Source organism: Variovorax sp. YR566 (genome assembly GCF_051992195.1).
Taxonomy (GTDB): Bacteria; Pseudomonadota; Gammaproteobacteria; order Burkholderiales; family Burkholderiaceae_C; genus Variovorax.
Genome location: NZ_CP197092.1, coordinates 7,127,464 through 7,154,005, shown reverse-complemented (window position 1 = coordinate 7,154,005; position 26,542 = coordinate 7,127,464). Strand labels below are relative to the sequence as shown.

Here is a 26,542-nt window from a genome sequence, read left to right as displayed (position 1 = left end):
TTGTTTTGAAATCGGTTCAGGTCATTCGCCGCGCAGCGTCTGCCAGAGCTCGCGGTCGCGCTCGGCGGTCCACACCACGGGGTGCTCGATGCCGCGCAGTTCGTCGTACGCGCGCGAGACGTCGAAGGGCAGCACGTGCTGGAACACGGGCCAGTCGCCGAAGCGCGGCGTCATCGCCGCTTCGGCGCGCGCAAAGCAGCCCTTGAGCGTGTCGCCTGCGGCGATGCCGGCCTTCACGCTGTCGAGCAGCGTCGAGAGAAATGCCTTGGTCAGGCCGATGGCCTCGGCGCATGCGGCTTCGTCCTGCAGCACCGCGCCGCGCCCGGGCACCAGCATGCGCGGCTTCAGCGCCGCCACCGCGTCGAGCGTGCCGGCCCAGTCGCCGATGTAGGCGTCGCCCGCGTACACGCCGCAGCGGTTCTCGACCACGTCGCCCGAGAACAGCACGCCGCAGTCGGGCAGCCATGCGACGGTGTCGCCGCCCGAGTGACCGCGGCCCAGCGCCTTCAGATGCAATTCGCGGCCACTGCCGAGCTGCAGCGTCATCTCGCGCTCGAAGACCTTCGTCGGAAGGGTCAGGCCCGGAATCTCCTCGACGCCGGCGAACAGGCGCGGAAAGCGGCCGACCTCCGAATCGAAATCGGCCTGGCCGCGCGTGCGGATCCAGTAGAGCGTGCCGTTGCTCGCGATGATGTCCTTCACTTCGTCGAAGGCGCTTGCGCCCATCACGCGCACTGCGTGGTAGTGCGTGAGCACGATGGTGCGGATGGGCTTGTCGGTCACCGTGCGGATGGCCGCGAGAAAGTCGCGCGCCATGCGCGGCGTGGGGCGCGTGTCGATCAGCACCACCTGCTCGTCGCCGACGACGAAGCCGCAGTTGGGGTCGAAGTCGCTGATGTAGCCGTAGACGTCAGGCGCGAGCTCGCGCAGTTGCGGCTTCTGCTCGCGGGTGTCGGACGCAGAGGCGAAAGAGACGGAAGTGGTCATGGGGCGGTTGTTGTCGTGGTGTCTTCGGCGGCTGCGCGGATGCAGGCGAGCAGCACGTCTTGGTCGGCGCACTGGTTGGCCAGCAGCAGCACGAGGCGGGCGTTGAGGTCGGCGCTCTGCGCGTCGGTGCGGCCTTCGTGCGCGGCGAGCAGGGCCGCGTAGAAGCCATCGGGGTCCGGAATGCGGGGCTCGGTGATCATGGGTTGCTGTCGTGGCCCAGCGCGGTGCGCAAGGCGGAGGCGATGATTTCCGGCGTGGCATTCGCCAGCACGGCGGCGCGATAGGCGTCGGGCCGCACGAGAGCAAAGCTGCCCGCATCGCCGATGCCGAGATGGCTCGCGAGCCTGTCGTCGGCCTGCAGCGTGGGCAGGCCGCTGTCGCCGCCCACGGCCAGCAGGTGCAGCGGCAGCGACGCCGTGGCGTCGAGGGCCGCCTTCGCCTGCTCGCGCGTCGGCGCGAACCAGAGGCCGATGCAGTGCGTGCCTTCGGACAGCAGCTGCATCAGCGTCGTCTCGCGGCCATCGGCCCAGCGCAGCGGCAGGTTCTGCACCGAACGCGCGCCCTCGGGTAGCAGCGGCGCGGCGGGGTAGTCGTTGGCGACCGACATGCGCCCGGTGTTCACCAGCGCCCGCGCAAACGGATGGCGGGCCGCCAGCGCTACCACGGCGCGGCGCAGCGTGTGCTCGGCCGGCGAGCGCGGCGCCAGGAAGCGTGCCGACCGGCTCGTCACCTGCAGGTTCTGCTGCGCGGCGGGCTGGCGCTCGGCGTCGTAGCTATCTAGCAGCGCATCGTCCGCTTTGCCTTGAGCGACGAGCGCGAGCTTCCAGCCGAGGTTTGCCGCATCCTGGATGCCGCTGTTGCCCCCGCGCGCACCGAACGGACTCACCACATGCGCCGCATCGCCGATCAAGAACACGCGGCCATGCCGGAAGCTGTCGAGCAGATGGTCGCGGTAGCCGTACGGCCCGATCCACACGAACTCGAACTCCACGTCCGGCCCGAGTTGCTCGCGCAACCGCGCGCCCGCCACTTCGGGCTGGCTGATATAGGCCGTGTCGCAGTCTTCGGGCATCTGGTAGTCGATGCGCCACACGCCGTCGGCCATCAGGTGCTGCCACACGCCGCGGCCTTCGTTGAAGGGCGCATCGACCCAGGTCCAGCGCTCGGTCGGCAGCGGCTTCCTGAAGCGCACGTCGCTGATGCACCAGCGGTCGGTGCTGCGCGACGCGTGCGCCTCGATGCCGAGCTGCGTGCGGATCGGGCTGTTGGCGCCCGTCGCGTCGATCAGCCGGTCCGCCTCGATGGTGTAGCTGCCGGCGGGCGTTTCGATGTCCAGGCGCACGCCATCGGCCAGTTGCTCGACGCGCGTCACGCGGCTCTTCCAGCGCAGGTCGGTCAGCCCGAGTTCGAGGATGCGCTCGACGAGGAACCACTCGACGTAGAACTGCTGCAGGTTGATGAAGGGCGGCTGCCTCGAGACGCTGTTGGCCTGCAGGTTGAAGTTGTAGACCTCCTGCTCGCCGGAGAAGGTGCGCCCGAACGACCAGGTGATGCCCTTGGCGGCGATGCGTTCGTAGATGCCCAGGCGTTCGAAGATCTCCAGGCTCTTCTGCGCATAGCAGATGCCGCGCGACGAGGCGCCGCGCACGCCGACGGTGTCGTCTTCGTCGAGCAGCACGGCGCGCACGCCGCGTTGCGCGAGGTCGCAGGCCAGCGTGAGGCCCGAGGGGCCGGCACCGACGATCACGATGGGGTGGCGCACGACCTTCGCGCTGCCCAGTTCGGGCGGTGGCGTGAAGGGCCAGACCGGCAGTTCGTAGGCCGGCGCGAAAGCAAAGTTTTCCATGTCTCTTCTACAGCGCGTGCGCGAACTCGGCGATGGCGTCCGCCGCCTTGGGGATCAGCTCCGGCTGCCCCGCGAGATAGTGGTTGCCGCCGACGATGTCGACGTTGCGGATGCGCGACTCGCCCGCGGCCATCCACGCATCGCGCGTGCTCGGAAAGGTCGACTGGTCGCCCGTGTAGGTCAGCAGCAGTTTCGGCACCGTGGTTCGCGCGAGGTTTGTCGGCCCGTCGGCCTGCGAGCGCGACGACCATTGCGAGAGAAACGCCGTCAGCGAGGTGGTACGCCCCATCGCATTGGCCGAGTAGTTCACCTGCCGGGCGTCGCCCCACACGCTGCCCGGAAGGCGGTCGTTGGGGTCGAGCGACAGGTCCACGCAGCGCGGATCGGCATGCGTGCGATAGACGATGAAGGTCTGGTCGCGCGGCGCGCCCGGCGTGTTGCGCAGCAAGGCAAGCCGGTCGATGGCCCATTGCTCGATGCGGTCCAGCCGCGCCTTCTGCGCAGCGCTGAAGCGCGCGAGAAAGTCGCTGTCGTAGGGCACGCGATGGCGCGGGTCGTACATGTCGAGCTCGGGGTTCACCGAGAGCGGGTCGTGCTCGTCGGTGACCGACGGGTCGATCCAGTCGCGCATCAGCCGCGTGCGGCCCAGGTGCGCGGCGCACAGCGCGATGCCGTCCACGGGCGGAAGGTCGCTCGGGTGCAGGTGCGTGGGGTCACCGTCGGGCAGGTGCGTGGCCGTGAGCTTCTCGGCCTGCGCCTGGTAGAAGCTCGCGAGCGCCGCGCCGCCCGAGTTGCCGACGAGGAACACCTTTTCGTAGCCGGCAGCGCGCAGGTACTGCACGCCGGCGCCCAGGTCTTGAATGGCACGCTCCATCAGCAGCACCGTGTCGTTGCCCACGAAGCGCGAGTTGAGCCCCATGCAGCAGATGCCGCGCTCGGCCAGCGGGCCGATCAGGTAGTGGCCCATGAAGTTGCTGGTCGGATGCATCACGATGGCGGCGACCTTTTTCGGGCCTTGCGGCGCGCGGAAGGCGCCGTAGATGCGCGGGCGCAGCATCTGCAGACCCGACTGGCTCTCCATCGCCGCGCCGGGCTTCACGTCGATGACGGCGAGTTGCAGCTCAGACATTCGGCGCACCCTTTGCTGCTGTCGCACGAAGTTCGGCCTTGCGCGCGGTCCACGCATCGAGGTCGGCGCGTGCGCGCAGCGCGTGCGCGTCCATCTCCGTTTGCGGCACGGTCGGCGTGGTCAGCTCCACGCGAATGCCGTTGGGGTCGAAGAAGTAGATCGATTCGATGATGTGGTGGTCGGTCACGCCCAGTACCTCGACGCCCGCGCCTTCGAGCCGCGCCTTGGCCGCCAGCAGGTCGGCCACTGAATCGACGCGCAGCGCGATGTGGTTCACCCACGAGGGCGTGTTGGGCGAGGGCAGCGCGGCGATGTCGTCGCCGAGGTCGAAGAAGGCGATGTACGAGCCGTCGCGCATCTGGAAAAAGATGTGCACGTAGGGGCAGTACTCGCCCGTGCTCGGCACGTGGTCGCTCTTGATGACGTGGGCCAGCGGCAGGCCCAGCAGGTCTTCGTAGAAGCGGCGGGTTTCCTCGCTGTCGCGGCAGCGCCAGGCGAAGTGGTGCAGCCCGCGCACGGGTGGGGGGATCGGCATGGCTCGTGTCTCCAGTGAGCCGTTATTGGGCGATGCCGCGTCTTATGATGCAATCGAAATTAATTCATCGATTAATGAAATAACCGTATATATGAATCTCACCCTGCGCCAGTTGCGCGCCTTTGCCGCCGTGGCCGAAACCGGCAGCTTCACCGCGGCGGCGCAGCAGCTGCACCTCACGCAGTCGGCGCTCAGCGTGCTGGTGCGTGAGTTGGAGCGAGAGATGGGTGTGCAGCTGCTCGACCGCAACACCCGCAGCGTGCAGCTGTCGGAGGCGGGGCGCGAGTTCTTGCCGTCGGTGCATCGCCTGCTCGGCGACCTGACGAGCGCGGTGGCCGGCGTCACGGATTTGCGTGACAAGAAGAAAGGCTTGCTACGGCTTGCGGCGCCGCAGCTCATGGCCTGCACGCTGATGCCGCGCGTGATCGCGCTCTACCGCGAGCAGTACCCCGACGTGGATGTGCGCCTGACCGACACGCTGCCCGAGAACCTGCTCGCAGGGGTGACGGCCGGCGATGTGGAGTTGGCCGTGGGGCAGGACGTGGCCGTCGACAGCGCCATCGAGCGCCGAACGCTGCTGCGCGACCGGCACTGGCTGATCTGCCCGCCCGGCCATGCCTTTGCCAACCGCCGCAAGGTTCGCTGGCACGAGCTCGAGCCGTACACCTTCATCGCCCCCACGCGTGACTTTCGCCAGCGCGTGCTGCCCGAGCTGGCCCCGGCAGAGCGCGACTACATGTTGCGCCCCGCCACGCAGGAGGTGTCGTACATGACCACCGCCCTCGGCATGGTGGCCTCGGGGCTGGGGCTCACGGTGTGCCCGACCTATTCCGCGCCGCTGGTGCGCGCCCACGGCCTGCAGATGGTGCGGCTCGAATCGCCCGACTTTCACCGCGAGGTGTGCGTCTACAGCGCGGCGCGGCGCTCGCTGTCGCCGGCCGCCGCGAGCTTTGTCGGCGTTCTCGAAAGCTTCGCCAAGGCGCAGCAAAAGGGCTGAAAAGCATCGGAGCGCTGCAACAGGCGCGTAGAGCGGCAGTGGGGCCAAACCTACAATGCAGGCCGACCCGTCTTCCACCTCCTCCAGATCCATGAACGTCATTCGATTCACCGACCTCTGCGCACAGGGCAAAGCCGCCGGCCAACGCGTCTTCATCCGTGCCGACCTCAACGTGCCGCAGGACGACGCAGGCAACATCACCGAAGACACGCGCGTGCGCGCCTCGGTGCCTTGCATCCAGCTGGCGCTCGACGCTGGTGCAGCAGTGATGGTCACGTCGCACCTGGGCCGCCCGACCGAAGGCGAGTTCAAACCCGAAGACTCGCTTGCCCCCGTCGCCAAGCGCCTGGGCGAACTGCTCGGCCACCCGTACGAAAATGGAGTGCCGCTGGTCTCCAACTGGGTCGACGGCGTCGACGTCAAGCCCGGCCAGGTCGTGCTGCTCGAGAACTGCCGCGTCAACAAGGGCGAGAAGAAGAACGACGAGGCGCTGGCCAAGAAGCTGGCCGCCCTCACCGACATCTACGTGAACGACGCCTTCGGCACCGCCCACCGCGCCGAGGCCACCACCTACGGCATCGCGCAGTTCGCGAAGATCGCCGCGGCCGGCCCGCTGCTGGCGGCCGAGATCGACGCCATCACCAAGGCGCTGGCGCAACCCAAGCGGCCGCTGGTGGCCATCGTGGCCGGCTCCAAGGTCAGCACCAAGCTCACCATCCTCAAGAGCCTGTCGGCCAACGTCGACCAGCTGATCGTGGGTGGCGGCATCGCCAACACCTTCATGCTGGCGGCCGGCCTGAAGATCGGCAAGTCGCTGGCCGAGCCCGACCTGGTCGACCAGGCCAAGGCGGTGATCGACGCCATGCGCGCGCGCGGCGCCGACGTGCCGATTCCGGTGGACGTGGTCACGGCCAAGACCTTCGCGGCCGACGCGGCTGCCACCGTCAAGGACGCAAGCGATGTGGCCGACGACGACCTGATCCTCGACATCGGCCCGAAGACGGCCGCGATCCTGGCCGCGCAGCTGCGCGAAGCCGGCACCATCGTCTGGAACGGCCCGGTGGGCGTGTTCGAGTTCGACGCCTTCGCCAATGGCACCAAGGCCATCGCGCAAGCTATTGCCGACAGCAGCGCCTTCTCGATCGCCGGCGGCGGCGACACGCTGGCGGCCATCGCCAAGTACGGCATCGAAAAGCAGGTCGGCTACATCTCGACCGGCGGCGGCGCCTTCCTGGAAGTGCTGGAAGGCAAGACCCTGCCGGCCTTCGAGATCCTGTCGAAGCGCGCGGCTGGTTGAGCAAGGCCCTGCGCGGGAAAACCCATGGGTGACTTCCGTCCGACACACAAAGTGTATACAGTAGCGAATACAAAACGGAGACTACCCTCATGAGCACGGACCGCATCCCCCGCCACGCCACCAAGATCGTTGCCACGCTCGGTCCGGCGTCCAGCACCCCCGAATTGCTGGAAAAGATGATCCAGGCCAAGGTCAGCGTGGTGCGGCTGAACTTCAGCCACGGCACTGCGCAAGACCACATCGACCGCGCCGCCATGGTGCGCGAAGCCGCCCGCAAGGCCGGCCGCGAAGTGGCCATCATGGCCGACCTGCAGGGCCCCAAGATCCGCGTCGGCAAGTTCGCGCAGGGCAAGGTCTGGCTGGAGCCGGGCGCCAAGTTCGTGCTCGACGCCTCGCGCACCGAACTCGGCGACGCCGATGCCGTGGGCCTCGACTACAAAGACCTCCCGCGCGACGTGAAGCCCGGCGACAGGCTGCTGCTGAACGACGGCCTCATCGTGCTGACCGTCGACGCCGTCAAGGGCGAGGCCGTGCACACCACCGTCAAGCTGGGCGGCGAGCTGTCGAACAACAAGGGCATCAACAAGCAGGGTGGTGGCCTCACGGCGCCCGCGTTGACTGCCAAGGACATGGAAGACATCAAGACCGCGATGAGCTTCCAGGCCGACTACGTGGCCGTGAGCTTCCCGAAGAACGCCACCGACATGGAAATGGCGCGCCAGCTGTGCAACGTGGCCGCGGCCGAGTACGGCCACAAGCCCGGCATGATCGCCAAGATCGAACGCGCTGAAGCCATCCCGAAGCTGGAAGAAATCCTGCGCGCCAGTGACGGCATCATGGTCGCGCGCGGCGACCTCGCGGTCGAGGTGGGCAACGCGGCAGTGCCGGCGCTGCAGAAAAAAATGATCCGCATGGCGCGCGACATGGACAAGGTGGTGATCACCGCGACCCAAATGATGGAGTCGATGATCACCAACCCCGTGCCCACGCGCGCCGAAGTGAGCGACGTGGCCAACGCCGTGCTCGACGGCACCGACGCCGTGATGCTCTCGGCCGAGACCGCCTCGGGCCGCTACCCGCTCGAGACCGTGCAGGAGATGAGCCGTATCTGCGAAGCCGCCGAAGCTGCCGAAGACAAGACGCTCGACGCCGATTTCAGCGGCAAGACCTACAGCCGCATCGACCAGTCGATCGCCATGGGCGCGCTGTTCACTGCCCACCACCTGGGCGCCAAGGCCATCGTGGCGCTGACCGAGTCGGGCTCCACCATCCTGTGGATGAGCCGCCACCGCGCGCACATTCCCATGTACGCGCTGACCTCGCGGCTGGCCACGCAGCGCAAGCTGGCGCTGTACCGCAACGTGCGCCCGCTGCTGATGGATTCGGAAAGCGACCGCGACACCGCGCTGCAGCAGGCCGAAAACCATCTGAAGAAGCGCGGCATCGTGCAGAGCGGCGACGTCTACGCCATTACCTGCGGCGAGCCGATGGGTGCCCCTGGCGGCACCAACATGCTCAAGATCTGCCGCGCGAGCTGAGTCGGCTCAACCGTTGCGGAACAGGAAGCTGTAGGCGTTCAGCGCGGGCACCCCGCCCAGGTGCGCATACAGCACCTTCGAGCCGGCCGGGAATTCCCCCAGCCGCACCTTCTCGATCATCCCGTGCATCGACTTGCCCTCGTACACGGGGTCGGTCAGCATGCCCTCGAAGCGCGCGCACAGGCGAATGGCTTCCAGCGTGCCGTCGTTCGGCAGCCCGTACTCGGGGCCGCCGAAGCGGCGGTCGAGCACCACGTCTTTCTCGGTGATGTCGCGGCCCAGCTCCACCAGCTCGGCCGTGTTCTTCGCGATGCGCAGGATCTGGTCGAAGGTCTGCTGCGGCTTGGCCGAGGCGTCGATGCCGATCACGCGGTCGGCCCGGCCGTCGGCCGCGAAGCCCACCACCATGCCGGCCTGCGTGCTGCCGGTGACCGCGCAGACCACGATGTAGTCGAACTTGAAGCCCAGCTCGGCCTCCTGCTGGCGCACTTCTTCGGCAAAGGCGACGAAGCCGAGCCCGCCGCGCGGATGCTCCGAGCAGCCCGCCGGAATCGGAAACGGCTTGCCGCCTGCCTTGCGCACGCTCTCCATCGCGTCTTCCCAGCTCTTGCGGATGCCGATGTCGAAGCCTGCCGCGTCCAGCCGCACGTCGGCGCCCATGATGCGTGACATCTCGATGTTGCCGACCCGGTCGTACACCGCGTCGGAGTAGTTGACCCAGTTCTCTTGCACCAGCACGCATTTCAGCCCGAGGTGCGCGGCCACCGCGGCCACCTGCCGCGTCTGGTTCGACTGGATGCCGCCGATGGACACCAGCGTGTCGTAGCCGCCCTCGAGCGCCTCGGGGATCAGGTATTCGAGCTTGCGCGTCTTGTTGCCGCCGAAGGCCAGGCCGCTGTTGCAGTCCTCGCGCTTGGCGTACAGATCGACCTTGCCGCCGAGGTGCGCGCTCAGCCGCTTCAGCGGGTGAATCGGCGTGGGGCCAAAGGTCAGGGCGTAGCGGGGAAACTTCTTCAGATTCATGGGAGCGGCTCCAGGGAGTTGAAGCCTTAGATCGTAGAAAGAAGCGAACGCAACGTGCTTGCGAAGTTTTGTGGATTCTCTAGAGAAAAAAAGGCACTATGGCCAGATCGAAAACTTTCAAGCCGAAAAATAAGGCATGAGCACAACAAAATTGCGTATCGCGCCGGAGCTCGATCGCACCGACCGCGCCATCCTCCGCGCCCTTCAGCGCGACGCCTCGCTGTCGAACGTGGCGCTGGCCGCCAAGGTCAATCTCAGTGCGGCCGCCTGCCTGCGCCGCGTCGAGCGGCTCAAGGCGGAGGGGTTCATCAAGGGCATCGTCGCCCTGCTCGATGCCGACGCGCTCGACGTCGGCATGCTCGTGATGATCGGCGTGGTGCTCGACCGCTCCACGCCCGACTCGTTCGCCGACTTCGAGAAGGCCGCGCAGAAGGTGTCGGGTTGCCTCGAATGCCACGTGGTCACGGGCGAGTTCGACTACTTCATGCTCGTGCGCACGCGCGACAACGACAGCTTCAACCACCTGCATGCCGAGCAGCTGCTGTACCTGCCGGGGGTGCGGCAGGTCCGGACTTTCGTTGTGCTCAAGCAGGTGCTGTCGACCACGCAGTTGCCGATCTGACGAAACCGGCGCCCGCCCCCGTGCGTACTGTTGCGATGAGTCTTCCCACCTTCGCGTCACTCCGCCGGCGTCGCGGCGCTTTCTTCATCGCCCTCTGCGTCATCGCCGCCGCAGTGCTCCCGGCCTGCTCGCCGGTCAAGGTGCTCAACGGCCTGGTGCCAACCGACACCTACCGGTTCCAGGGCGGCATCGCCTACGGCCAGGCGCCCCGCCAGTTGCTCGACGTGTACCAGCCGTTGCCGGCCACGCAGCCGGCCCAGGGTGCGCGGCCGCTGGTCGTGTTCTTCTATGGCGGCACCTGGACGACCGGCGACCGCGCCAGCTACAGGTTCGTCGGCGAGGCGCTGGCCGCGCGCGGCGCGGTGGTGGTGGTGCCCGACTACGGGCTGTCGCCGGCCTTCACCTACCCGGCGTTCGTGCGCGACAGCGCGCTGGCCGTCAAATGGGCGCTCGACAACGCGGCCCGGCTGGGCGCCGATCCGAAGCAGGTGTTCGTGATGGGGCACAGCTCGGGTGGCTACAACACCGCGATGGTGGCACTCGACGAGCGCTGGCTCGGCGAGGTGGGCGCCAGCCCGAAGCAACTCGCGGGCTGGATCGGCCTGGCCGGCCCCTACGACTTCCTGCCCATCGGCGACCCGCAGGCGCAGGCCGCCTTCAACTGGCCGGACACGCCGCCCGACTCGCAGCCGCTGGCGCATGTCACGCCAGCCTCGCCGCGCGCGCTGCTCATGGCGGCATCGAAAGACGACCTGGTCTACCCCGACCGCAACACCGGGCAGATGGCCACGGCGCTGCGCGCGGCGGGCGTGCCGGTGCAGGTCAGGCTGTTCGACAACCTGAGCCACGTGACGCTGATCGGCGCTTTCGCCAGGCCCATCCAGTGGCTGGGTGGGCCGGTGCTGCCGCCGGTGATGGAGTTCCTCGGGTTGGCGTCAGTCCTGTCCCACAAGGGGGCTCGGTAGAATTGCGGCAGTTTTCTCCTGTCTTTCAGCCTTCTTCTTTCCCTAAATTCCGCGAGGTATTTCCATGGCACTCGTCTCGATGCGCGAACTGCTCGACCATGCCGCAGCCAATGGCTACGGCATTCCGGCCTTCAACGTCAACAACCTCGAACAGGTCCAGGCCGTCATGGAGGCCGCCAAGGAAACCGGCGCGCCCGTCATCCTGCAAGCCAGCGCAGGCGCCCGCAAGTACGCCGGCGAAGCCTTCATCAAGCACCTGATCCAGGCCGCCATCGAGCAGTACCCGAACATCCCGCTGGTCATGCATCAGGATCACGGCCAGAACCCCGACGTCTGCAAGGGCGCCATCGACCTGGGCTTCAGCTCGGTCATGATGGACGGCTCGCTCGAGGCCGACGGCAAGACCATCGCCAGCTACGACTACAACGTCGACGTCACCAAGAAGGTGTCCGACATGGCCCACCGCTTGGGCGTCACCGTCGAAGGCGAGCTCGGCTGCCTCGGTTCGCTCGAGACCATGAAGGGCGACAAGGAAGACGGCCACGGCACCGACGACACCATGACGCGCGAACAGCTGCTCACCGACCCCGAGCAGGCCGCCGATTTCGTCAAGCGCACCCAGATCGACGCGCTGGCCATCGCCATCGGCACCAGCCACGGCGCCTACAAGTTCACGCGCGAGCCCACCGGCGACATCCTGGCGATCGACCGCATCAAGGAAATCCACCGCCGTATTCCCAACACCCACCTGGTGATGCACGGCTCGTCGAGCGTTCCGCAGGAACTGCTGGCCATCATTCGCCAGTACGGCGGCAACATGAAGGAAACCTACGGCGTGCCCGTGAAGGAAATCCAGGAAGCCATCAAGCACGGCGTGCGCAAGATCAACATCGACACCGACATCCGCCTGGCCATGACCGGCGCGGTGCGCAAGTTCCTGGCCGAGAACCCCGAGAAGTTCGACGCCCGCGAGTGGCTCAAGCCCGCGCGCGAGGCCGCAAAGCTGATCTGCAAGCAGCGCTACATCGAGTTCGGCTGCGAAGGCCAGGGCGCCAAGATCAAGGGCGACACGCTGCAAGTGGTCGCCGCCAAGTACGCCAAGGGCGAACTGGCTCAGGAAGTCGTCTAAAAACTTCCCTGCGATTCGAAGGCCACCGTTCGCGGTGGCTTTTTTCTGCGCGCACAATCCGCTTTCCCGTCATCAGTTTCCCCACAGCATCTGTTCCCATGACCACCGTCCACACCTCCTCCATCCAGAGCCTGCCCTTGCTTGCGCGCGGCAAGGTGCGCGACAACTACGCCGTCGGCGAAGACCGCATCCTGATGGTCGCGAGCGACCGGCTCAGCGCTTTCGACGTGATCATGGGCGAGCCCATTCCCGGCAAGGGCGAGATCCTCACGCAGATGGCGCTGTGGTGGTTCGAGCGGCTGGGCCAGATCTGCCCCAACCACCTGACAGGCGACGCGCCCGAAAGCGCTGTAACACCCGATGAAGTGCCGCAGGTCACGGGCCGCTCGATGCTGGTCAAGCGCCTGAAGCCGATTCCGGTCGAGGCCGTGGTGCGCGGCTACCTGGCCGGCAGCGGCTGGAAGGAATACCAGGAAAGCCGATCGGTCTGCGGCGTGCCGCTGCCCGAGGGCCTGACCAACGCCAGCAAGCTGCCGCGCCCGATCTTCACGCCCGCCGCCAAGGCCGCGGCCGGCGAGCACGACGAGAACATCAGCTACGACCGCGTGGTCGAGATCGTCGGCCCCAAGCTGGCCCAGCAGATCCGCGAGACCAGCATCGCCATCTACGAAACCGCCGCCCAGATCGCCCTGACCAAGGGAATGATCATTGCCGACACCAAGTTCGAGTTCGGCCTGGACGAAGCCGGCACGCTGGTGCTGATGGACGAAGTGCTCACGCCAGACAGCTCGCGCTACTGGCCGGTCGAGGGCTACCAGGCCGCGCTGGCCACCGGCGCCAACCCGCCGAGCTATGACAAGCAGTTCGTGCGCGACTGGCTCGAAGCCACCAAGATCAACGGCAAGCCGTGGGACAAGACGCCCCCGGCGCCGCGCCTGCCGGCTGAGGTCATCGAGAAGACGGCTGCCAAGTACCGCGAGGCGCTGGAGCGCCTGACGGGCTGATCCTCCTCTTCCTTTTCGTCGCTTCGTAGTTCATCCCGGGCGCCTTGTCGCCACGGGAATCGGGGATGTACGAACGCCCCCGCCCCGCCATCATGCGTACTCAAAACATGAGGGGCGGGGGATATGAAAACCGGGAATGTTCTTCGTTGGCAGCGCTGCGTGGCGGCGGGGCTTGTGGTGGCTGTCACGGGCTGCAGCAGCACCAATCCCTACCAGCGCAGCAAGCGGGTCGACGTGCCGATCGCCCAACTTGGCCGCGAGGAGGTCCGCAACGCCCATGCCGAGCGGTTCGCGGGCAACCTGCATGGCGCGCTCGGCGTATTGAAGGACCAGCGCCGCGAGTGGTACGACTCCCTCTCGACGCAGGCGCGGGTGCGTGCCGTCACGCAGCTCGGACTGCTCGGCGTCACGGCGGCGGCGCTCTACAGCGGCCTGAAGTCGGGCGTGACGAGCGACCACGACAAGAAGCGCCTGGCCCTGGCCGGTGCGGTCGGCTTCGCGGCGTATTCGGGCAGCACGTGGTTCGTCAATCCCAACCAGGAACTGGCGTATGTCGAAGGCATCCGTGAGCTGACGTGCGCGATGATGAACATCGAGCCGCTGCGCATGAGTGCGGTCGACTTCTCGCTGATGCGACAGGAGCGGCAGGCCTTGACGGAAGCCATCAATACGCTCGACAAGGATTTGCTCGAAGCCGAGGCCATCGACCGCTATGGCAGCGACAGCAAGCTTCCCAGGGCACGGGTTCGCGCAGAGGCGAAAGAAGCGCTGTGGCGTGCCCGCAAGACCCTGGCCTCCAGCGAACAGTTGGCCGACCAGCTGAACAACAGCGGCGTCATCCTGATGCGCGAGGGCGATCTGGTCTTTGCCCGCGTGGCGGCCCGCATCAATGCCGCCAACAAGCCCATCACCCCGCCGGACACCATGGCCAGCCAGGCAGCGGGAATCATCGGCAAGTTCAGGGCGGTGAAGATCGATGCGCCGAGCGAAAGCAGCGGTGGCGGCGGCGCGGCCCCGCCAGCGCCTGCAGCGGCTGGTGCCCGGGCGCCGGCTGCGCCGGCGGTCGCAGCAAAGTCACTTGGGACTGCGAGCTTGCAGGAGCTGCTCGCGCAGATCACTGTGCTGCAACAACAACAGATCGCCGCCTTGGCCGCGGCAAAGAAAACGCAGGAAGACAAGCTCGAGGCGGATGCCAAGAAGCAGCCAGCCAATGCATCCGAGGCCAGCATGGCGCGCAAGCTGGCCAAGGAAACGGCTGATCTCTACGCCGCCCGCCGCCCCCTGAGCAACCGCTTGCTCAGCTTTGCCGAGCAGCGCAAGTCCGTGGAGCGAAACGGCAGCTGCGTGGGGAGCGTCAGTGCCATGACTGTCGCGCCGGCCGACGATGCGAAGGTCAGTCCGGGCGAGGTCTACGAGATTGCCGTGAGCGGCATAACGGTCTGGCCGCAGGTGACGGTCAAGGGCCCGGCAACCTCCGAAATCCTGGTTGGTCCCGCGGTGAACCAGTTTGTCGTGCGCATCAAGGTGGCGGCAGACGCCAAGGGCACGGTGGACGTCAGCATCTCCGACCGGGGCCTGGCCACCGAAGACATCCAGCTGACCGTCGGTGCCCCCGCGGCCAAGTGAAGGTAGGCGCGGCGAGTGCGCTCAGCGCCCCCCGCCGCTGTTCAACAGCGCCACCGTCCGCCCGCCGCCGTCCAGCAGCGCCAGTCGGCTCGGCCCCGCCAGCCGGTAGCTCGCGGTGCTCTGCAGCGCGGAAATGAACTGCGCTTCATTGGCCCCACGCGCCGGGTCCGCGCAGGCCATGCGGGTAGAGGCCAGTTGGCCGATCCTCAGCGTGATGCCGCTGCGCGTGAAGGTGCCGGAGATGCGGTTGCAGCCGCCCGATCCGCTGACGCGGCCGCTGCTGCGGTCGAACTGAACTTGCGCTTCGCTCTGCCCTACCGGCTCGTCACCCAACTGAGCAAGGCGCCAGACCGGCCCTTCGATCGGCTCGTCGAGGCTGATGCCGCTGCCGCAACCGGTAAGGACGGTCAGCAGCGCCGTCGTGGCAAGAAGGGGAAACACGATACGGCGGGCGAAGGAGCGCATGGCCAGTCTTCCTTTTCAATCTGCAACAAGTTGAATCGGGCGTGATCGTATTCGAGGCGGCCACGAAAAAGCGACCCCGAGGGTCGCTTTGTGGATCCGCTTTCCGGATCAGCTCAGCACGATGCTGCTGAGGCGGCGGCGATAGGTGGCCACCACCGGATCGTCCGGCGGGATCTGCCCGTCGGCCACCTTCACCTTCGGCGGCTCGATCAGGTCGAGGATGGCGATGTAGGTCTTGCGGGCCAGGTCTTCGCTCCAGGTCTTGTCGCGCATCAGGATGTCGAGCAGCTCGTCCATCGCGTCGGTCCAGCGCTGTGCGGCCATCAGCAGGCGGGCGCGGCCGAAGCGGGCGTCGAAGTCGCGCTTGTTGGCGGCGATCTTTGCCTCGAAGTCGGCGATCGCAGGCGCGGCGCCTGCCACCGGTGCTGCGAAATCGATAGCATCCATCCAGCGCTGCAATGCATCGAAGCGGCGTACCAGCGTGGTCTTGGCGATCACCGGGGCAAAGGCGACCTTGGCGTCGTCGACGCGGCCTTCCTGCAGCAGCAGCTTGATGTAGTCGAAGCGGGCGTCGTCGTTGGCCGGGTCGGTGGCCACTGCGTGCTGCAGCCGTTCGAGTGCGCCCTGGGTGTCGCCCTCGGCCAGCGCTTCCTGCGCGGCGGCTTCTTCAGAGGCGGCCTCGGCTTCGTCGGCGCCCGGCACGTGCTTGTCGAGGAATTCACGGATCTTCTCGGCCGGAATGGCTCCGACAAAGCCGTCCACCGGCTGGCCGTCCTTGAACATCACGCAGAACGGGATGCTGCGCACGCCGAACATTTCGGACAGCTGCGACGAAATCTGCGGCACCTTGTCGGCGTCGAGCTTGGCCAGCGTGAAGCGGCCGGCGTACTCGACTTCGAGCTTTTCGAGCACCGGGCCCAGCTGTTTGCAGGGGCCGCACCATTCGGCCCAGATGTCCAGCAGCACCGGCGTGGCCACTGAGCCTTCGATCAGTTCGGCCTGGAAATTTTCGAGAGTGATGTCGATCATCGGAACCAGCTGAGGGTGAAACGTAAAATTGAAACCATGAACGAAACCATTCAGGTCGGTGTAGTGATGGGCTCGAACTCCGATTGGGAGACGATGCGCAACGCGGTCGAGATTCTCCAGCAATTCGGAATCAGTCACGAAGCAAAGGTGGTCTCGGCCCACCGGATGCCCGATGCGCTCTTCGCGTACGCCGAAAGCGCCGCCGGGCGCGGGCTCACCGCGATCATCGCGGGCGCGGGCGGCGCGGCCCATCTGCCGGGCATGCTGGCCTCCAAGACCACGGTGCCGGTGCTGGGCGTGCCGGTGGCCAGCCGCCACCTGCAGGGCGTCGATTCGCTCTACAGCATCGTGCAGATGCCCAAGGGCGTGCCGGTGGCCACTTTTGCCATCGGCAATGCGGGCGCGGCCAACGCGGCGCTGTTCGCGGTGGCAATGCTGGCGGTGAACGACCCGGCGCTGCGCGCGAAGCTCGATGCCTTCCGCACGGCGCAGACCGCCGCCGCCGAGGCCATGACGCTGCCGCCGGCTCCTGCCGGCGGTGTCGGAGAAGTGCCCCCCGTGTCCCCTTTCTCGCCGCAAGGCGGAGGTGCCCTGTGAGCAACAGCAAGAACGGTGACCTGCCCATCCTCCCGGGCGCCACGCTCGGCGTGCTCGGCGGGGGCCAGCTGGGGCGCATGTTCGCCCATGCGGCCCAGCGCATGGGCTACTTCACGGCGGTGCTCGATCCCGACACCGACAGCCCCGCCGGCCGCGTGAGCCACCACCACATCCACACCGACTACGACGACGTCGACGGCCTCGCCCGCCTCGCCGGCCTGGCCGATGCGGTGACGACCGAGTTCGAGAACGTGCCAGCGCCCTCGCTGGAGCACCTTGCGGTCGCGCGGCCGGTGTCGCCCGGCGCCTCGGCCATCGCCATCGCGCAGGACCGCATCGCCGAAAAGGCCCACTTCACCCGCTGCGGCGTGCCCTGCGCGCCCTATGCGGTCATCGAGACCGCGGCGCAGCTCGCCGCCGTTGAAGACAGCCTGCTGCCCGGCATCCTGAAGACCGCGCGGCTGGGCTACGACGGCAAGGGCCAGCAGCGCGTGAAGACGCGCGCCGAGCTGGTCGATGCCTGGCAGGCCACGGGCTGCGTGCCCTGCGTGCTCGAGAAGATGCTGCCGCTGGAGTTCGAATGCTCGGTCATCCTCGCGCGCAGCCGCGATGGCCAGATCGTGCACTTCCCGCCGCAGCGCAACCTGCACCGCGACGGCATCCTGGCCGTCACCGAGGTGCATCCGCAGAACATGCCGAAGACGGTGGCGCAGGGCGCGGTCAATTCGGCGAAGAGCATCGCCAACGGCCTGGGCTATGTGGGCGTGTTGTGCGTCGAGTTCTTCGCGCTGGCCGACGGCTCGCTGGTCGTCAACGAGATGGCGCCGCGCCCGCACAACAGCGGCCACTACACGATGGAAGCCTGCGACGTGTCGCAGTTCGAGCTGCAGGTGCGCACGCTCGCCGGCCTGCCGCTGGCCGCGCCGCGCCAGCACAGCCCCGCGATCATGCTCAACCTGCTGGGCGACCTGTGGTTCACCGCCGAGGGCGGCGACAAGCCGGTTTCGCCGCGCTGGAGCGAGGTGCTCGCGCTGCCGGGCGTGCATCTGCATCTCTACGGAAAGATCGACCCGCGGCGCGGCCGCAAGATGGGCCACCTCACGCTCACCGGCGTCACGCTCGAAGCCGTGCGTGCCACCGCCTCGCAGGCCGCGCTGCTGCTGGGCCTGCCGGCGGTGACCACCGCCGATCTCGCATGATCCTCGACGGCCGCTCCCCCGAGTCCATTGCCGAAGCCGCGCGCGTGCTTCGCGCGGGCGGGCTGGTGGCCTTTCCGACCGAGACTGTCTACGGCTTGGGGGCTGACGCGAGCAGCGACATGGCCGTGGCAGGCATCTTCAAGGCCAAGGGGCGGCCCGCCGATCACCCGCTGATCGTCCACGTGGCGGCCGGCATCAAGGGCACCGAGTCGCTGTCGCGCTTCGCGCAGCCGCTGCCGCTCTTCGCGCAGAAACTCGTGCAGGCCTTCTGGCCCGGGCCGCTCACGCTGATCGTCACGCGCCAGCCCGGCGTGGGCGCGGCGGCGGCCGGCGGGCAGGACACCATCGGCCTGCGCTGCCCCTCGCATCCCGTGGCGCAGGCGCTGCTCGAAGCCTGCGCCCAGCAGGGTGTGCCCGGCCTTGCGGGGCCCAGCGCCAACCGCTTCGGCCGCGTCAGCCCGACCACCGCGCAGCACGTGCACGACGAGTTCGGCGACGCGCTGCTGGTGGTCGACGGCGGAGCCTGCGAGGTCGGTATCGAGTCGACCATCGTCGACTGCAGCCGCGGCGCCCCCGTGCTGCTGCGGCCCGGCCTGATCACGCGTGCGCAGATCGAGGCCGCCTGCGGCGAGAAGCTCAGCGACCGCGAAGTGCTCGAAACACCCGACCCGCGCGCCTCGGGCACGCTGGAGGCGCACTACGCCCCGGACGCCAAGGTGCGGCTGATGGACGCCAAGGCGATCCAGACCGGCCTCGACGTGCTGGGCGCGAATGCCGCGCACATCGCCGTGTGGTCGCGCACCGTGGTGCGCAGCCGCTCGCAGCGCGTGCTGCAACGGCGCATGCCCGACGATGCGGCGGCCAGTGCGCAGCAGCTCTTCGCGGTGCTGCGCGAGTTCGATGCGCAGGGCGTCAAGCTGATCTGGGTCGAGATGCCACCCGACACGCCCGATTGGGAAGGCGTGCGGGATCGGCTGCAGCGCGCGTCAGCGGCCTGATCCTCGATCAGCCCCCAGCGGCGAGCACGCCCTGGAAGAAGCCACGGGCGGAGGCCAGGCAGAACGGCGGCGCCAGCGTGCCGTGGTACGCCAGCGTGACCGCCTGCGCCTTGTCAGATGCGCTGCCCGACGTGTTCTGCGCCAGCAGGGCCTTGGCCTGCGCGAAGCCGGCACGGGCCGTCGAGTAGGCGTCGATCGCGGCCGAATCTTCCAGATCGACCACCGCCAGCGCGGCAGCCGGCACGCCCTTGGCGCGGAAGTAGCCTGACGTGGCGCGGGTGCTCACGAAGTTCACCGTCGGATCGTTGGCGCCGCCGCACATCAGCATCGGGCGGGTCGGCGTCCAGTTGCGCAGGTCGTTGGCGAGCGCCGCCTTGCGGAAGCCCGTGGACGGCTTGCAGTCCAGCGGCGATGCCGTGCTCAGCGACGCCGACGTGGCCGGCAGCGCGTTGCCGGGGCAGGGCGTGGCCTGGATGTCGCCGGCGGCCTGCGTCAGGAAGCTCTGCTTGATGAGGTTGTTGGCGCCGTAGAAGATCGACAGCGAGGGGCTCACCGGCCCAGGCGTGGCATTGGCCGGGAACAGCGCCAGCTGCGGCAGCTTGCCGCTGGAGAACAGCGTGCCGGGCGAGGTGCTCGGCAGCAGGGTGTCGATGCCGTTGGCGTACTGCGCTTCATACACGTCGCTGGTGGAGCTGTAGACGTTGCCGAACTGCTGCTGCCAGCTGGTCGACAGCAGCGGCACGAACAGCGTGGCGCCCAGCGCCGGCCAGCCCTGGTAGGTGTAGTCCGTCAGCAGGCTGATGGCCGAGGGTGCCGACAGCGGCGCCGACGCCGTCACCGTCTTGCCCGTGGCCTGCATCTCGCGGTGCGCCGCCATTGCCACGTAGCCGCCCTGCGAGTAGCCGGTGATGAACAGCGAGCCGGCGTCGTTCGCGCCGATGCCCGAGAAGATCTTGCGCGCGGCGGTGAGCGCGTCGACCATGTCCTTGCCCTGCTGGTCGCCGTTGAGATACGGGTGGTAGGGCAGGGTCGACTTGTCGTAGCCCGCGTAATTGGGCGCCACCACGATGTAGCCCTGCGCCGCGAACATGGCGGCAACCATCAGGCCCTCGCCGGCAGCCGCCTGCGTGCTGTCGGTCCACTTGGCCAGGTTGTAGGCCTTGGCGGCGGTGGTGCCGTGGGCATAGAGCACCACCGGACGCTGGCCGCCGCAGGCCACGTCGGAGCCGGTGGGCACCATGATCGCGGCGGTGGCGTTGGTGGCCTCGCTCTTCGCGCCGATGGTGCGGTATTCGAGGTAGCGCAGGTCGATGCCGCACTTGGGCGTGCCCGCCACCTGCAGCAGCGCCTTGCCCTGGTCGCTGGCCTGCAGGCTGGCGGTGAACTGGTCGGCGGTCAGCTTCGCCGTCTGCTCGGGCGGGTTGGTGACCACCGAGCCCCGGCCGTCGTCGGTGGCGGGCGGCGGAACGCCCACCCCGATGCCGATACCCCCGCCACCACCACCGCCTCCGCAGGCGGCGAGCAGCAACAAGGTTGCGCCTGCGAGCGCCGTCAGGGCTGCTGTCTTGCGCATCGGGACGGACGAATGGGGGTGGGGCTTTGTCAAGGCATGTCTCCTGCGTTGGTTTTGTACGGAAAAGAACGACCGTCCGATTCTGTGCAGGGGCATGCCCGCGCGCAAGCGGGCGTTTGCCCTCAGAAGATTTCAGTACACGGCCGCTGGCCGTGCGCCTTGCCGAGCCGTCGGCCTCAGTTGTCCTGCGAGGCCCAGTCAACCAGCGCGTCGAACGCCGCGCGCGCCGCGCCCGCGTTCTCGCCGTTGGCAATGGCCACCAGCACGTAGCGGCGCCCGCTTGCGCCGTCTACGTAGCCGGCCACGCCGGATGCGTCGCGCAGGGTGCCCGTCTTCAGATGGGCCGAGCCGCCGGAGCGCAGCGTGCGCTTCTTCAGCGTGCCGTCCACGCCCATGGCCGGCAGCGAGGACATCAGCTCCGGCATCACCGGCGAGCGCCACGCCACCTGCAGCATCTTGCCGAGCGCGGCCGCGCTGATGCGCTCGTCGCGCGACAGGCCAGAGCCGTTCTCGAACACCGGCTGCGCCTCGCCCGTGCCGATGCGCTCGCGCCACCACTGGCCCAGCGCTGAGCGCGAGGCCTCGAAGGTGCCGCGGTTCTTCTGCGTGAGCCCGATCGTGAGGAACAGCTGCTGCGCCATCACGTTGTTGCTGTACTTGTTGATGTCGCGGATCACCTCGGCCAGCGGCGGCGACTCGAACTCGAAGGCCGGCTTCAGCCCCGCCGGCACGCGCCCCTCGCGCATCTGCCCGCCGACGCGCCCGCCCATCTCGGCCCACATGCCGCCGATGGCGCGCATGGCGTAGGTGCGCGGATCGCCATAGGCCACGGCCCAGCTCTTCTCGCCGCAGCCGGCCGGGAAGCCGCCGTTGAAGCGGATGCGGTTCACGTCGCTGAAGTCGGTGCGCAGCGCGGCGCGCCAGTCGCCGCATTCGCCGGGCACGATCGCCACGGTTGGCGGCATGGCCACGCTCGCCAGCGGGGGCTCGTAGCTCACCCGCGCGATCTGGCCGGCGCGGTCGGGCGCGAAAGTCATGTTGACCGACTTGAAGTTCACCAGCAGCGCGTCGGGCGAGGCGTTGTAGGGGCGCAGCGGCTCGCCGTCGAAGGCGCTCGGGTCGCCCTCTACCGTGGTCTCGAAGGCGCTGCGGTCGATGACGATGTCGCCGCTCACCGTGGTGATGCCCAGCCCCTGCACGTGGCGCAGCAGCAGCCACACGCGCTCCAGCACCAGCTTGGGGTCGCCCTGGCCCTTGATGTAGAGATTGCCGTTGAGCACGCCGTTGTTCACCGTGCCTTCGACGTAGACCGGCGTGGTCCAGCTGTAGGCCGCGCCGAGCAGGTCGAGCGCGGCGTAGGTGGTGACCAGCTTCATGATCGACGCGGGGTTCACCGGCGCCTGCGTGCGCCAGGCCAGGCGCGGCTGGCGCGTGCCGTCGGCCTCGGCCACCAGCATGGTCACGGACTCGCGCGGCACCTTGGCGCGGGCGAGGGCGGCATCGACCTGGGTCGGGAGTGCTTGCTGGGCGAAGGCGCCAGCCGGGGCCAGCAAGGAGAGAGTCAGTGCGCAGGCCGCGCGGCGGAAGGCAAGAGGCATGCGGCGATTATCCCGGCGCAAACACATGCAGCTTCGCGTGATACAGCAGCATCACCGTCTTGGCGTCGGCGATGCGGCCGTCGGCCACCATGGCCAGCGCCTCGTCGATGGCCAGCTCCAGCACCTCGATGTCCTCGCCCTCCTCGGCCAGCCCGCCGCCCGCGCCGATGCGCATCGAGGGCTCGTAGGGCGCGACGAAGAAATGCAGCTTCTCGGTAACGGAACCCGGGCTCATGAAGCTCTCGAAGATCTTCTGCACCGTGCCGAGCCGGTAGCCGAGTTCTTCCTCGACCTCGGCGCGGATGCGCTCCTCGGGCTCCGCGTCGTCGAGCAGGCCGGCCGCGGCCTCGATCAGCAGGTCGTCGTGGCCGTTGACGAAGGCCGGGTAGCGGAACTGGCGCGTCAGCAGCACGGTGCGCTGCGCGAGGTTGTAGGGCAGCAGGGTGGCGCCGTTGCCGCGGTCGTAGGTTTCGCGGTGCATGCGCTGCCATTGGCCGTCGTTGCGCCGCCAGTCGAAGGCGGTGGTGCGCAGCGTGTACCAGTTGTCGGAAAGCAGGGTGACTTCGTGCACCCGGACGCGGTCGTGGATGGTCATGGCGGCGAGCATATGTGCGAATTCGTGCAAAAACAAGAAAAAACGTGCAATAAACGGCGCGCACCGATACCATCGGCCGATGCTCACCAGCCAGCGCAAGCAACACATCCTCTCGGTCCTGCGACGTGACGGAAACGTCGTCGCGAAGTCGCTCAGCGAAGAACTCGGCCTGTCGGAAGACACCATCCGCCGCGACCTGCGCGAGCTGGCCGCCGAAGGCCTGTTGCAGCGCGTGCACGGTGGCGCGCTGCCGGTCGCGGCGGCCGAGGCCGACTTCGCGGGGCGCCAGCAACTGGCTCCTGATGAAAAGGTGGCCATCGGCCGCGCCGCTGCGCGCCTCGTGAAGCCGGGACAGGTGGTATTCATCGATGGCGGCACCACGGCCGTGCAGCTTGCGCGCCACCTGCCGGCGAATCTGCAGGCCACCGTGGTCACGCACAGTCCGTCGGTGGCCATCGAGCTGGTGGCGCATGCCGGCATCGAGGTGGTGCTGATCGGCGGGCGCCTCTTCAAGCACTCGGTGGTGGCGGTCGGCTCGGCGGCGATGGCGGCCATTGCGCGCATCCATGCCGACACGTATTTCATGGGCGTTACCGGCGTGCACGCCGAAGCAGGGCTGACCACGGGCGACCTGGAAGAGGCCGAGATCAAGCGCGCGCTGATGGCGTCGGCGGCCGAGACGGTCGTGCTGGCCTCGTCGGAAAAGCTCGGCGCGGCGTCGGCCTGGGTGGTGAACCCGGTGACCTCGGCCACCAGCCTGCTGGTATCGCCGGACGCTCCTGCCAAGGCGCTGGCGCCGCTGCGCAAGGCGGGGCTGGCCATTTTGCGCAGCGATAACGGCGCGTGACCCTGGGGATTGGCCGCCCCTCGATAATCGGCGGATGCCCCTCGCCCTGCCCAAGCTGCTCGCCTTCGACACCAGCACCGAGCACCTGTCCGTGGCCGTGCTTCACGGCGACAGGCTGCTCGCGCACAACGGCGTTGGCGGCGCGCAAGCCTCGACCACCTTGCTCCCGCTGATCCAGCAACTGCTGGGCGACGCCGGGCTGGCACTGTCCGAGCTCGACGCCATCGTCTTCGGCCGCGGCCCCGGTTCGTTCACCGGGCTGCGCACCGCCTGCTCGGTGGCACAGGGACTGGCCTTCGGCGCCAAGGTGCCGCTGCTGCCGGTCGACACGCTGCTCGCCGTGGCCGAGGAAGCGCGCCATGCCTTCGGTGCCCAACAGGTGGTGGCCGTGCTGGACGCCCGCATGGACCAGATCTATGCCGCGCGCTACGACTTCGCGGCCAACGGCCCGCTGGGTGGCGACGACGAGCCCCTGCTGCTGTCGCCCGAAGACCTCGAAGTGCCCGCCGGCTGGGCGCTCGCCGGCAATGCCTTCGCCGCCTACGGCCTTCGCCTGGCCCCGCCCGCCACCCGCCACGAGGCGCTGCCGACCGCCACCGCCATGCTGCGGCTGGCCCCCGCGCTGCTCGCGGCCGGGCGCACAGTGCCGGCCGCGCAGGCCTGGCCGCTCTATGTTCGGGATAAAGTGGCGCAAACCACCGAAGAGCGCGCCGCCATCAAGGCGGCCGCAGCCGCCGCCAACTGACCCGCATGAGCGCCGTCCTCCAGCCCGTCGAAGCCCGCCTCGAACCGCTCACCGTCGAGCGGATCGATGCCGTCTGCGCGGTCGAGCAGACGGCCTACAGCCATCCCTGGACGCGCGCCAACTTCACCGATTCCATGGCCGTGGGCTACCACTGCCAGTGCCTGCTGGCGCCCGGCGTGGCACCGGGTGTGAGCTCGCCGGTCACGGAGCTGGGCGAAACGCTGATCGGCTACTTCGTCGCCATGAAGGGCGTCGACGAGGTGCACCTGCTGAACATCACCGTGGCGCCGGCCTTCCAGCGCCAGGGCTGGGCGCCGCTCATGCTCGAGGCGCTGGGCGGCTGGTCGCGCGGCGAGGGCGCGCAGTGGCTGTGGCTCGAAGTGCGCCAGAGCAACCAGCGCGCGCTCGACATCTACATGCGCCAGGGCTTTCGCAGCGTCGGCGTGCGCAAGGGCTACTACCCGGCGCACGACGGCAAGCGCGAGGACGCCGTCGTCATGAGCCTGCGTTTGAACGAATCAGGCTCCGCCTGGGGAGCCCTGCGATGAGTGCGGTACAGACATTGAAGCTCGACGCCCGCCAGCGCGCGATGCTCGACGAAATGGGCGTGAAGGTCTGGTGGCCTGTGCCCGAGGCTGTCGAAGTGGCGGTGCCTGAGACGGCTGCTGTTGCCGAAGAAGAGGTGGCCGTGGCCGAGGAACGCGTGCAGGTCGAAGCACCCGTTGCCGCGCCAGCACCGGCCGCCCGGCCTGCCGCGGCACCAGCACCGGCTGCCCGCCCGGTGGCTGCGCCGATGTCCCAGGGCGCTGCCGTACTGGTCGAGGCGCCCTGCCGCCTCTACGCCGACGCCGGCGCAGCGGAATCCACGCAGGGCGGCTGGCTGGTCGTGGCCGACATGCCGCCCGAAGCCGACGGCCGCCACGGCGAGCCCTTCGAAGGCGACGCCGGCCGCCTGCTCGACAACATGCTGCGCGCCCTGAAGCTGCACGATGGCCATACGCCAGTGCACCTCATGCGCACCCACCGCGGCGTGGCCGCCGGCCAGCCCGGCAGCCCGCGCGCAATCGATGAGGCCTTCGACGAGCACGCCGCAGCGCTCGCACCCCGCATCGTGCTGGCGATGGGCCCGCTGGCGGCGCAGAGCCTGATGCGCAGCGGCGACCCGCTGGGCAAGCTGCGCGGCCGCGTCGTGCCGCTGGATTCCGTCAGTGGCGCGGCGGTGGTGGCGACCTACCACCCCGCGTATTTGCTGCGCAACCCCGCCGACAAGGCGCGCGCCTGGGCCGACCTCTGCCTGGCCGCCGAACAGCACACGCCCGCGCCCAACTGAGGGCCGGAAACGGGCCGCCTAAAATCAGGCCCCATGACTTTCCTCGACAAGCTGGCCGCCGCACAGCAAAAAAACGGTTCCTTGCTCTGCGTGGGGCTCGATCCGGAGCCAGCCAGATTCCCGGGGCAATTCAAGGGCGACGCCAGCCGCATCTATGACTTCTGCGCGCGCATCGTCGACGCGACGGCCGACCTGGTCATCGCCTTCAAGCCGCAGATCGCCTACTTCGCGGCCCACCGTGCCGAAGCCCAGCTCGAACAGCTGATGGAGCACATGCGCCGCAACGCGCCCCACGTTCCCACGATCCTCGACGCCAAGCGCGGCGACATCGGCTCCACCGCCGAGCAATACGCCCTGGAAGCCTTCGAGCGCTACGGTGCCGACGCGGTGACGCTGTCGCCCTTCATGGGCTTCGACTCGGTCGCGCCATACCTCAAGCACGAGGGCAAGGGCGCCTTCCTGCTGTGCCGCACCAGCAACCCTGGCGGGTCCGACCTGCAGGGGCAGCGGCTGGCGGACGTCGAGGGGCAGCCCTTTTTGTACGAACACGTCGCCAGGCTGGCGCAGGGGCCCTGGAACCTGAATGGCCAGCTCGGCCTGGTGGTGGGTGCGACCTACCCCGCCGAGATCGAGCGCGTGCGCGAGCTTGCGCCGACGGTGCCGCTGCTGATTCCGGGCGTCGGCGCCCAGGGCGGCGATGCTGTAGCCACGGTACGCGCCGGCTGGCGTGCCGATGCGCCGATCGTCGTGAACTCTTCGCGAGCGATCATTTATGCGTCGTCGGGCGACGACTTTGCCGAAGCGGCAAAAATCGCCGCGCGCACCATGCGCGACACCCTGGAAGCCGCCAAGCCCTGATCGGCCCCGA

At 68.3% G+C, this 26,542-nt stretch carries 27 protein-coding genes; 16 read left to right on the top strand and 11 right to left on the bottom strand.

Features of this window, described 5'->3' with window-relative positions; translation table 11 throughout:
- Window positions 1-21 precede the first annotated feature (21 nt).
- The 5 genes from ACTG4X_RS33630 to ACTG4X_RS33610 are packed head-to-tail and all read right to left on the bottom strand — an operon-like array spanning window position 22 to window position 4,497.
- Complete coding sequence (locus ACTG4X_RS33630; RefSeq protein WP_440532964.1) at window positions 22-987, bottom strand: MBL fold metallo-hydrolase; 966 nt, start codon at window positions 985-987, stop codon at window positions 22-24.
- Entirely contained in the window at window positions 984-1,187 is a 204-nt protein-coding gene (locus tag ACTG4X_RS33625) for a DUF2783 domain-containing protein (RefSeq protein ID WP_093055387.1), read from the bottom strand. Before ACTG4X_RS33625 ends, ACTG4X_RS33630 begins: the two co-directional genes overlap by 4 nt.
- Window positions 1,184-2,833, bottom strand: a complete 1,650-nt coding sequence (locus ACTG4X_RS33620; RefSeq protein WP_440532963.1) for an FAD-dependent oxidoreductase — start codon at window positions 2,831-2,833, stop codon at window positions 1,184-1,186. Before ACTG4X_RS33620 ends, ACTG4X_RS33625 begins: the two co-directional genes overlap by 4 nt.
- Window positions 2,834-2,840: 7 nt before the next feature.
- Window positions 2,841-3,962 carry an alpha/beta hydrolase family protein gene (locus ACTG4X_RS33615; protein ID WP_093174343.1) on the bottom strand — a complete coding sequence of 374 codons (1,122 nt, stop codon included), beginning with the start codon at window positions 3,960-3,962 and terminating at the stop codon, window positions 2,841-2,843.
- On the bottom strand, window positions 3,955-4,497 hold the full coding sequence (locus tag ACTG4X_RS33610; protein ID WP_093174341.1) for a VOC family protein: 543 nt from the start codon (window positions 4,495-4,497) through the stop codon (window positions 3,955-3,957). The genes ACTG4X_RS33615 and ACTG4X_RS33610 overlap by 8 nt, the downstream gene beginning before the upstream one ends.
- Before the next feature lie 91 nt (window positions 4,498-4,588).
- Between ACTG4X_RS33610 and ACTG4X_RS33605 the strand changes: the two genes are divergently transcribed.
- The 3 genes from ACTG4X_RS33605 (at window position 4,589) to pyk (ending at window position 8,329) form a co-directional block, all read left to right on the top strand.
- Window positions 4,589-5,494 (top strand): LysR family transcriptional regulator, encoded by a 906-nt coding sequence (locus ACTG4X_RS33605; protein ID WP_097197679.1) that lies wholly within the window; start codon window positions 4,589-4,591, stop codon window positions 5,492-5,494.
- 91 nt (window positions 5,495-5,585) lie between these two features.
- Window positions 5,586-6,791, top strand: a complete 1,206-nt coding sequence (locus ACTG4X_RS33600; RefSeq protein ID WP_097197680.1) for a phosphoglycerate kinase — start codon at window positions 5,586-5,588, stop codon at window positions 6,789-6,791.
- Window positions 6,792-6,880: 89 nt separating this feature from the next.
- Window positions 6,881-8,329, top strand: a complete 1,449-nt coding sequence (gene pyk, locus ACTG4X_RS33595) for a pyruvate kinase (protein ID WP_093055398.1) — start codon at window positions 6,881-6,883, stop codon at window positions 8,327-8,329.
- 6 nt (window positions 8,330-8,335) lie between these two features.
- Here the strand turns inward: pyk and ACTG4X_RS33590 are convergent, their stop codons facing one another.
- Window positions 8,336-9,352: a 1-aminocyclopropane-1-carboxylate deaminase gene (locus tag ACTG4X_RS33590; RefSeq protein WP_093055400.1), complete on the bottom strand. Its 1,017-nt coding sequence runs from the start codon at window positions 9,350-9,352 to the stop codon at window positions 8,336-8,338.
- A gap of 136 nt (window positions 9,353-9,488) precedes the next feature.
- Between ACTG4X_RS33590 and ACTG4X_RS33585 the strand changes: the two genes are divergently transcribed.
- From ACTG4X_RS33585 to ACTG4X_RS33565, 5 genes are all read left to right on the top strand, one after another.
- A complete protein-coding gene (locus ACTG4X_RS33585) occupies window positions 9,489-9,974 on the top strand; it encodes an Lrp/AsnC family transcriptional regulator (protein WP_093055402.1) in 486 nt (161 codons plus the stop codon).
- A 35-nt stretch (window positions 9,975-10,009) separates the two neighbouring features.
- Window positions 10,010-10,939: an alpha/beta hydrolase gene (locus ACTG4X_RS33580; RefSeq protein ID WP_440532962.1), complete on the top strand. Its 930-nt coding sequence runs from the start codon at window positions 10,010-10,012 to the stop codon at window positions 10,937-10,939.
- Window positions 10,940-11,003: 64 nt separating this feature from the next.
- A complete protein-coding gene (gene fba / locus ACTG4X_RS33575; protein ID WP_013544161.1) occupies window positions 11,004-12,068 on the top strand; it encodes a class II fructose-bisphosphate aldolase in 1,065 nt (354 codons plus the stop codon).
- Window positions 12,069-12,166: 98 nt separating this feature from the next.
- Window positions 12,167-13,072 carry a phosphoribosylaminoimidazolesuccinocarboxamide synthase gene (locus tag ACTG4X_RS33570; RefSeq protein ID WP_093055406.1) on the top strand — a complete coding sequence of 302 codons (906 nt, stop codon included), beginning with the start codon at window positions 12,167-12,169 and terminating at the stop codon, window positions 13,070-13,072.
- A gap of 123 nt (window positions 13,073-13,195) precedes the next feature.
- A complete protein-coding gene (locus tag ACTG4X_RS33565) occupies window positions 13,196-14,698 on the top strand; it encodes a hypothetical protein (RefSeq protein ID WP_440532961.1) in 1,503 nt (500 codons plus the stop codon).
- A 21-nt stretch (window positions 14,699-14,719) separates the two neighbouring features.
- Here ACTG4X_RS33565 and ACTG4X_RS33560 read toward each other — a convergent pair whose 3' ends face one another.
- A complete protein-coding gene (locus tag ACTG4X_RS33560) occupies window positions 14,720-15,163 on the bottom strand; it encodes an META domain-containing protein (protein WP_440532960.1) in 444 nt (147 codons plus the stop codon).
- A 108-nt stretch (window positions 15,164-15,271) separates the two neighbouring features.
- The gene (locus ACTG4X_RS33555) at window positions 15,272-16,192 is read right to left on the bottom strand and encodes a tetratricopeptide repeat protein (protein ID WP_093055412.1); all 921 of its coding nucleotides are present in this window, start codon (window positions 16,190-16,192) and stop codon (window positions 15,272-15,274) included.
- A 36-nt stretch (window positions 16,193-16,228) separates the two neighbouring features.
- On the opposite strand from ACTG4X_RS33555, the gene purE reads away from it, so the two are divergent.
- From purE to ACTG4X_RS33540, 3 genes are read left to right on the top strand one after another with little or no spacing between them, the layout of a single operon-like run.
- A complete protein-coding gene (purE, locus tag ACTG4X_RS33550) occupies window positions 16,229-16,789 on the top strand; it encodes a 5-(carboxyamino)imidazole ribonucleotide mutase (RefSeq protein ID WP_093055414.1) in 561 nt (186 codons plus the stop codon).
- Window positions 16,786-17,988, top strand: coding sequence for a 5-(carboxyamino)imidazole ribonucleotide synthase (locus tag ACTG4X_RS33545; RefSeq protein WP_440532959.1), 1,203 nt, complete (start codon window positions 16,786-16,788; stop codon window positions 17,986-17,988). Before purE ends, ACTG4X_RS33545 begins: the two co-directional genes overlap by 4 nt.
- Complete coding sequence (locus tag ACTG4X_RS33540) at window positions 17,985-18,986, top strand: L-threonylcarbamoyladenylate synthase (protein ID WP_093076184.1); 1,002 nt, start codon at window positions 17,985-17,987, stop codon at window positions 18,984-18,986. Before ACTG4X_RS33545 ends, ACTG4X_RS33540 begins: the two co-directional genes overlap by 4 nt.
- 7 nt (window positions 18,987-18,993) lie before the next feature.
- On the opposite strand, the gene ACTG4X_RS33535 is transcribed toward ACTG4X_RS33540, so the two are convergent.
- The 3 genes from ACTG4X_RS33535 to ACTG4X_RS33525 all read right to left on the bottom strand — a co-directional run bounded on the left by ACTG4X_RS33535 (window position 18,994) and on the right by ACTG4X_RS33525 (window position 22,752).
- Window positions 18,994-20,559, bottom strand: coding sequence for an alpha/beta hydrolase family protein (locus ACTG4X_RS33535; RefSeq protein ID WP_440534451.1), 1,566 nt, complete (start codon window positions 20,557-20,559; stop codon window positions 18,994-18,996).
- 176 nt (window positions 20,560-20,735) lie between these two features.
- Entirely contained in the window at window positions 20,736-22,157 is a 1,422-nt protein-coding gene (gene dacB / locus ACTG4X_RS33530; RefSeq protein ID WP_440532958.1) for a D-alanyl-D-alanine carboxypeptidase/D-alanyl-D-alanine endopeptidase, read from the bottom strand.
- Window positions 22,158-22,164: 7 nt separating this feature from the next.
- Complete coding sequence (locus ACTG4X_RS33525) at window positions 22,165-22,752, bottom strand: GDP-mannose pyrophosphatase (protein ID WP_093076638.1); 588 nt, start codon at window positions 22,750-22,752, stop codon at window positions 22,165-22,167.
- Window positions 22,753-22,831: 79 nt separating this feature from the next.
- On the opposite strand from ACTG4X_RS33525, the gene ACTG4X_RS33520 reads away from it, so the two are divergent.
- The 5 genes from ACTG4X_RS33520 to pyrF are packed head-to-tail and all read left to right on the top strand — an operon-like array spanning window position 22,832 to window position 26,532.
- Window positions 22,832-23,599, top strand: a complete 768-nt coding sequence (locus ACTG4X_RS33520) for a DeoR/GlpR family DNA-binding transcription regulator (RefSeq protein WP_093076180.1) — start codon at window positions 22,832-22,834, stop codon at window positions 23,597-23,599.
- A gap of 34 nt (window positions 23,600-23,633) precedes the next feature.
- Complete coding sequence (tsaB, locus tag ACTG4X_RS33515; RefSeq protein ID WP_093174276.1) at window positions 23,634-24,344, top strand: tRNA (adenosine(37)-N6)-threonylcarbamoyltransferase complex dimerization subunit type 1 TsaB; 711 nt, start codon at window positions 23,634-23,636, stop codon at window positions 24,342-24,344.
- 5 nt (window positions 24,345-24,349) lie between these two features.
- Entirely contained in the window at window positions 24,350-24,892 is a 543-nt protein-coding gene (gene rimI / locus ACTG4X_RS33510; RefSeq protein WP_093055428.1) for a ribosomal protein S18-alanine N-acetyltransferase, read from the top strand.
- Window positions 24,889-25,674 (top strand): uracil-DNA glycosylase family protein, encoded by a 786-nt coding sequence (locus ACTG4X_RS33505; protein WP_440532957.1) that lies wholly within the window; start codon window positions 24,889-24,891, stop codon window positions 25,672-25,674. Before rimI ends, ACTG4X_RS33505 begins: the two co-directional genes overlap by 4 nt.
- A gap of 33 nt (window positions 25,675-25,707) precedes the next feature.
- Complete coding sequence (gene pyrF, locus ACTG4X_RS33500; RefSeq protein WP_093055432.1) at window positions 25,708-26,532, top strand: orotidine-5'-phosphate decarboxylase; 825 nt, start codon at window positions 25,708-25,710, stop codon at window positions 26,530-26,532.
- The last annotated feature ends 10 nt before the right edge of the window (window positions 26,533-26,542 follow it).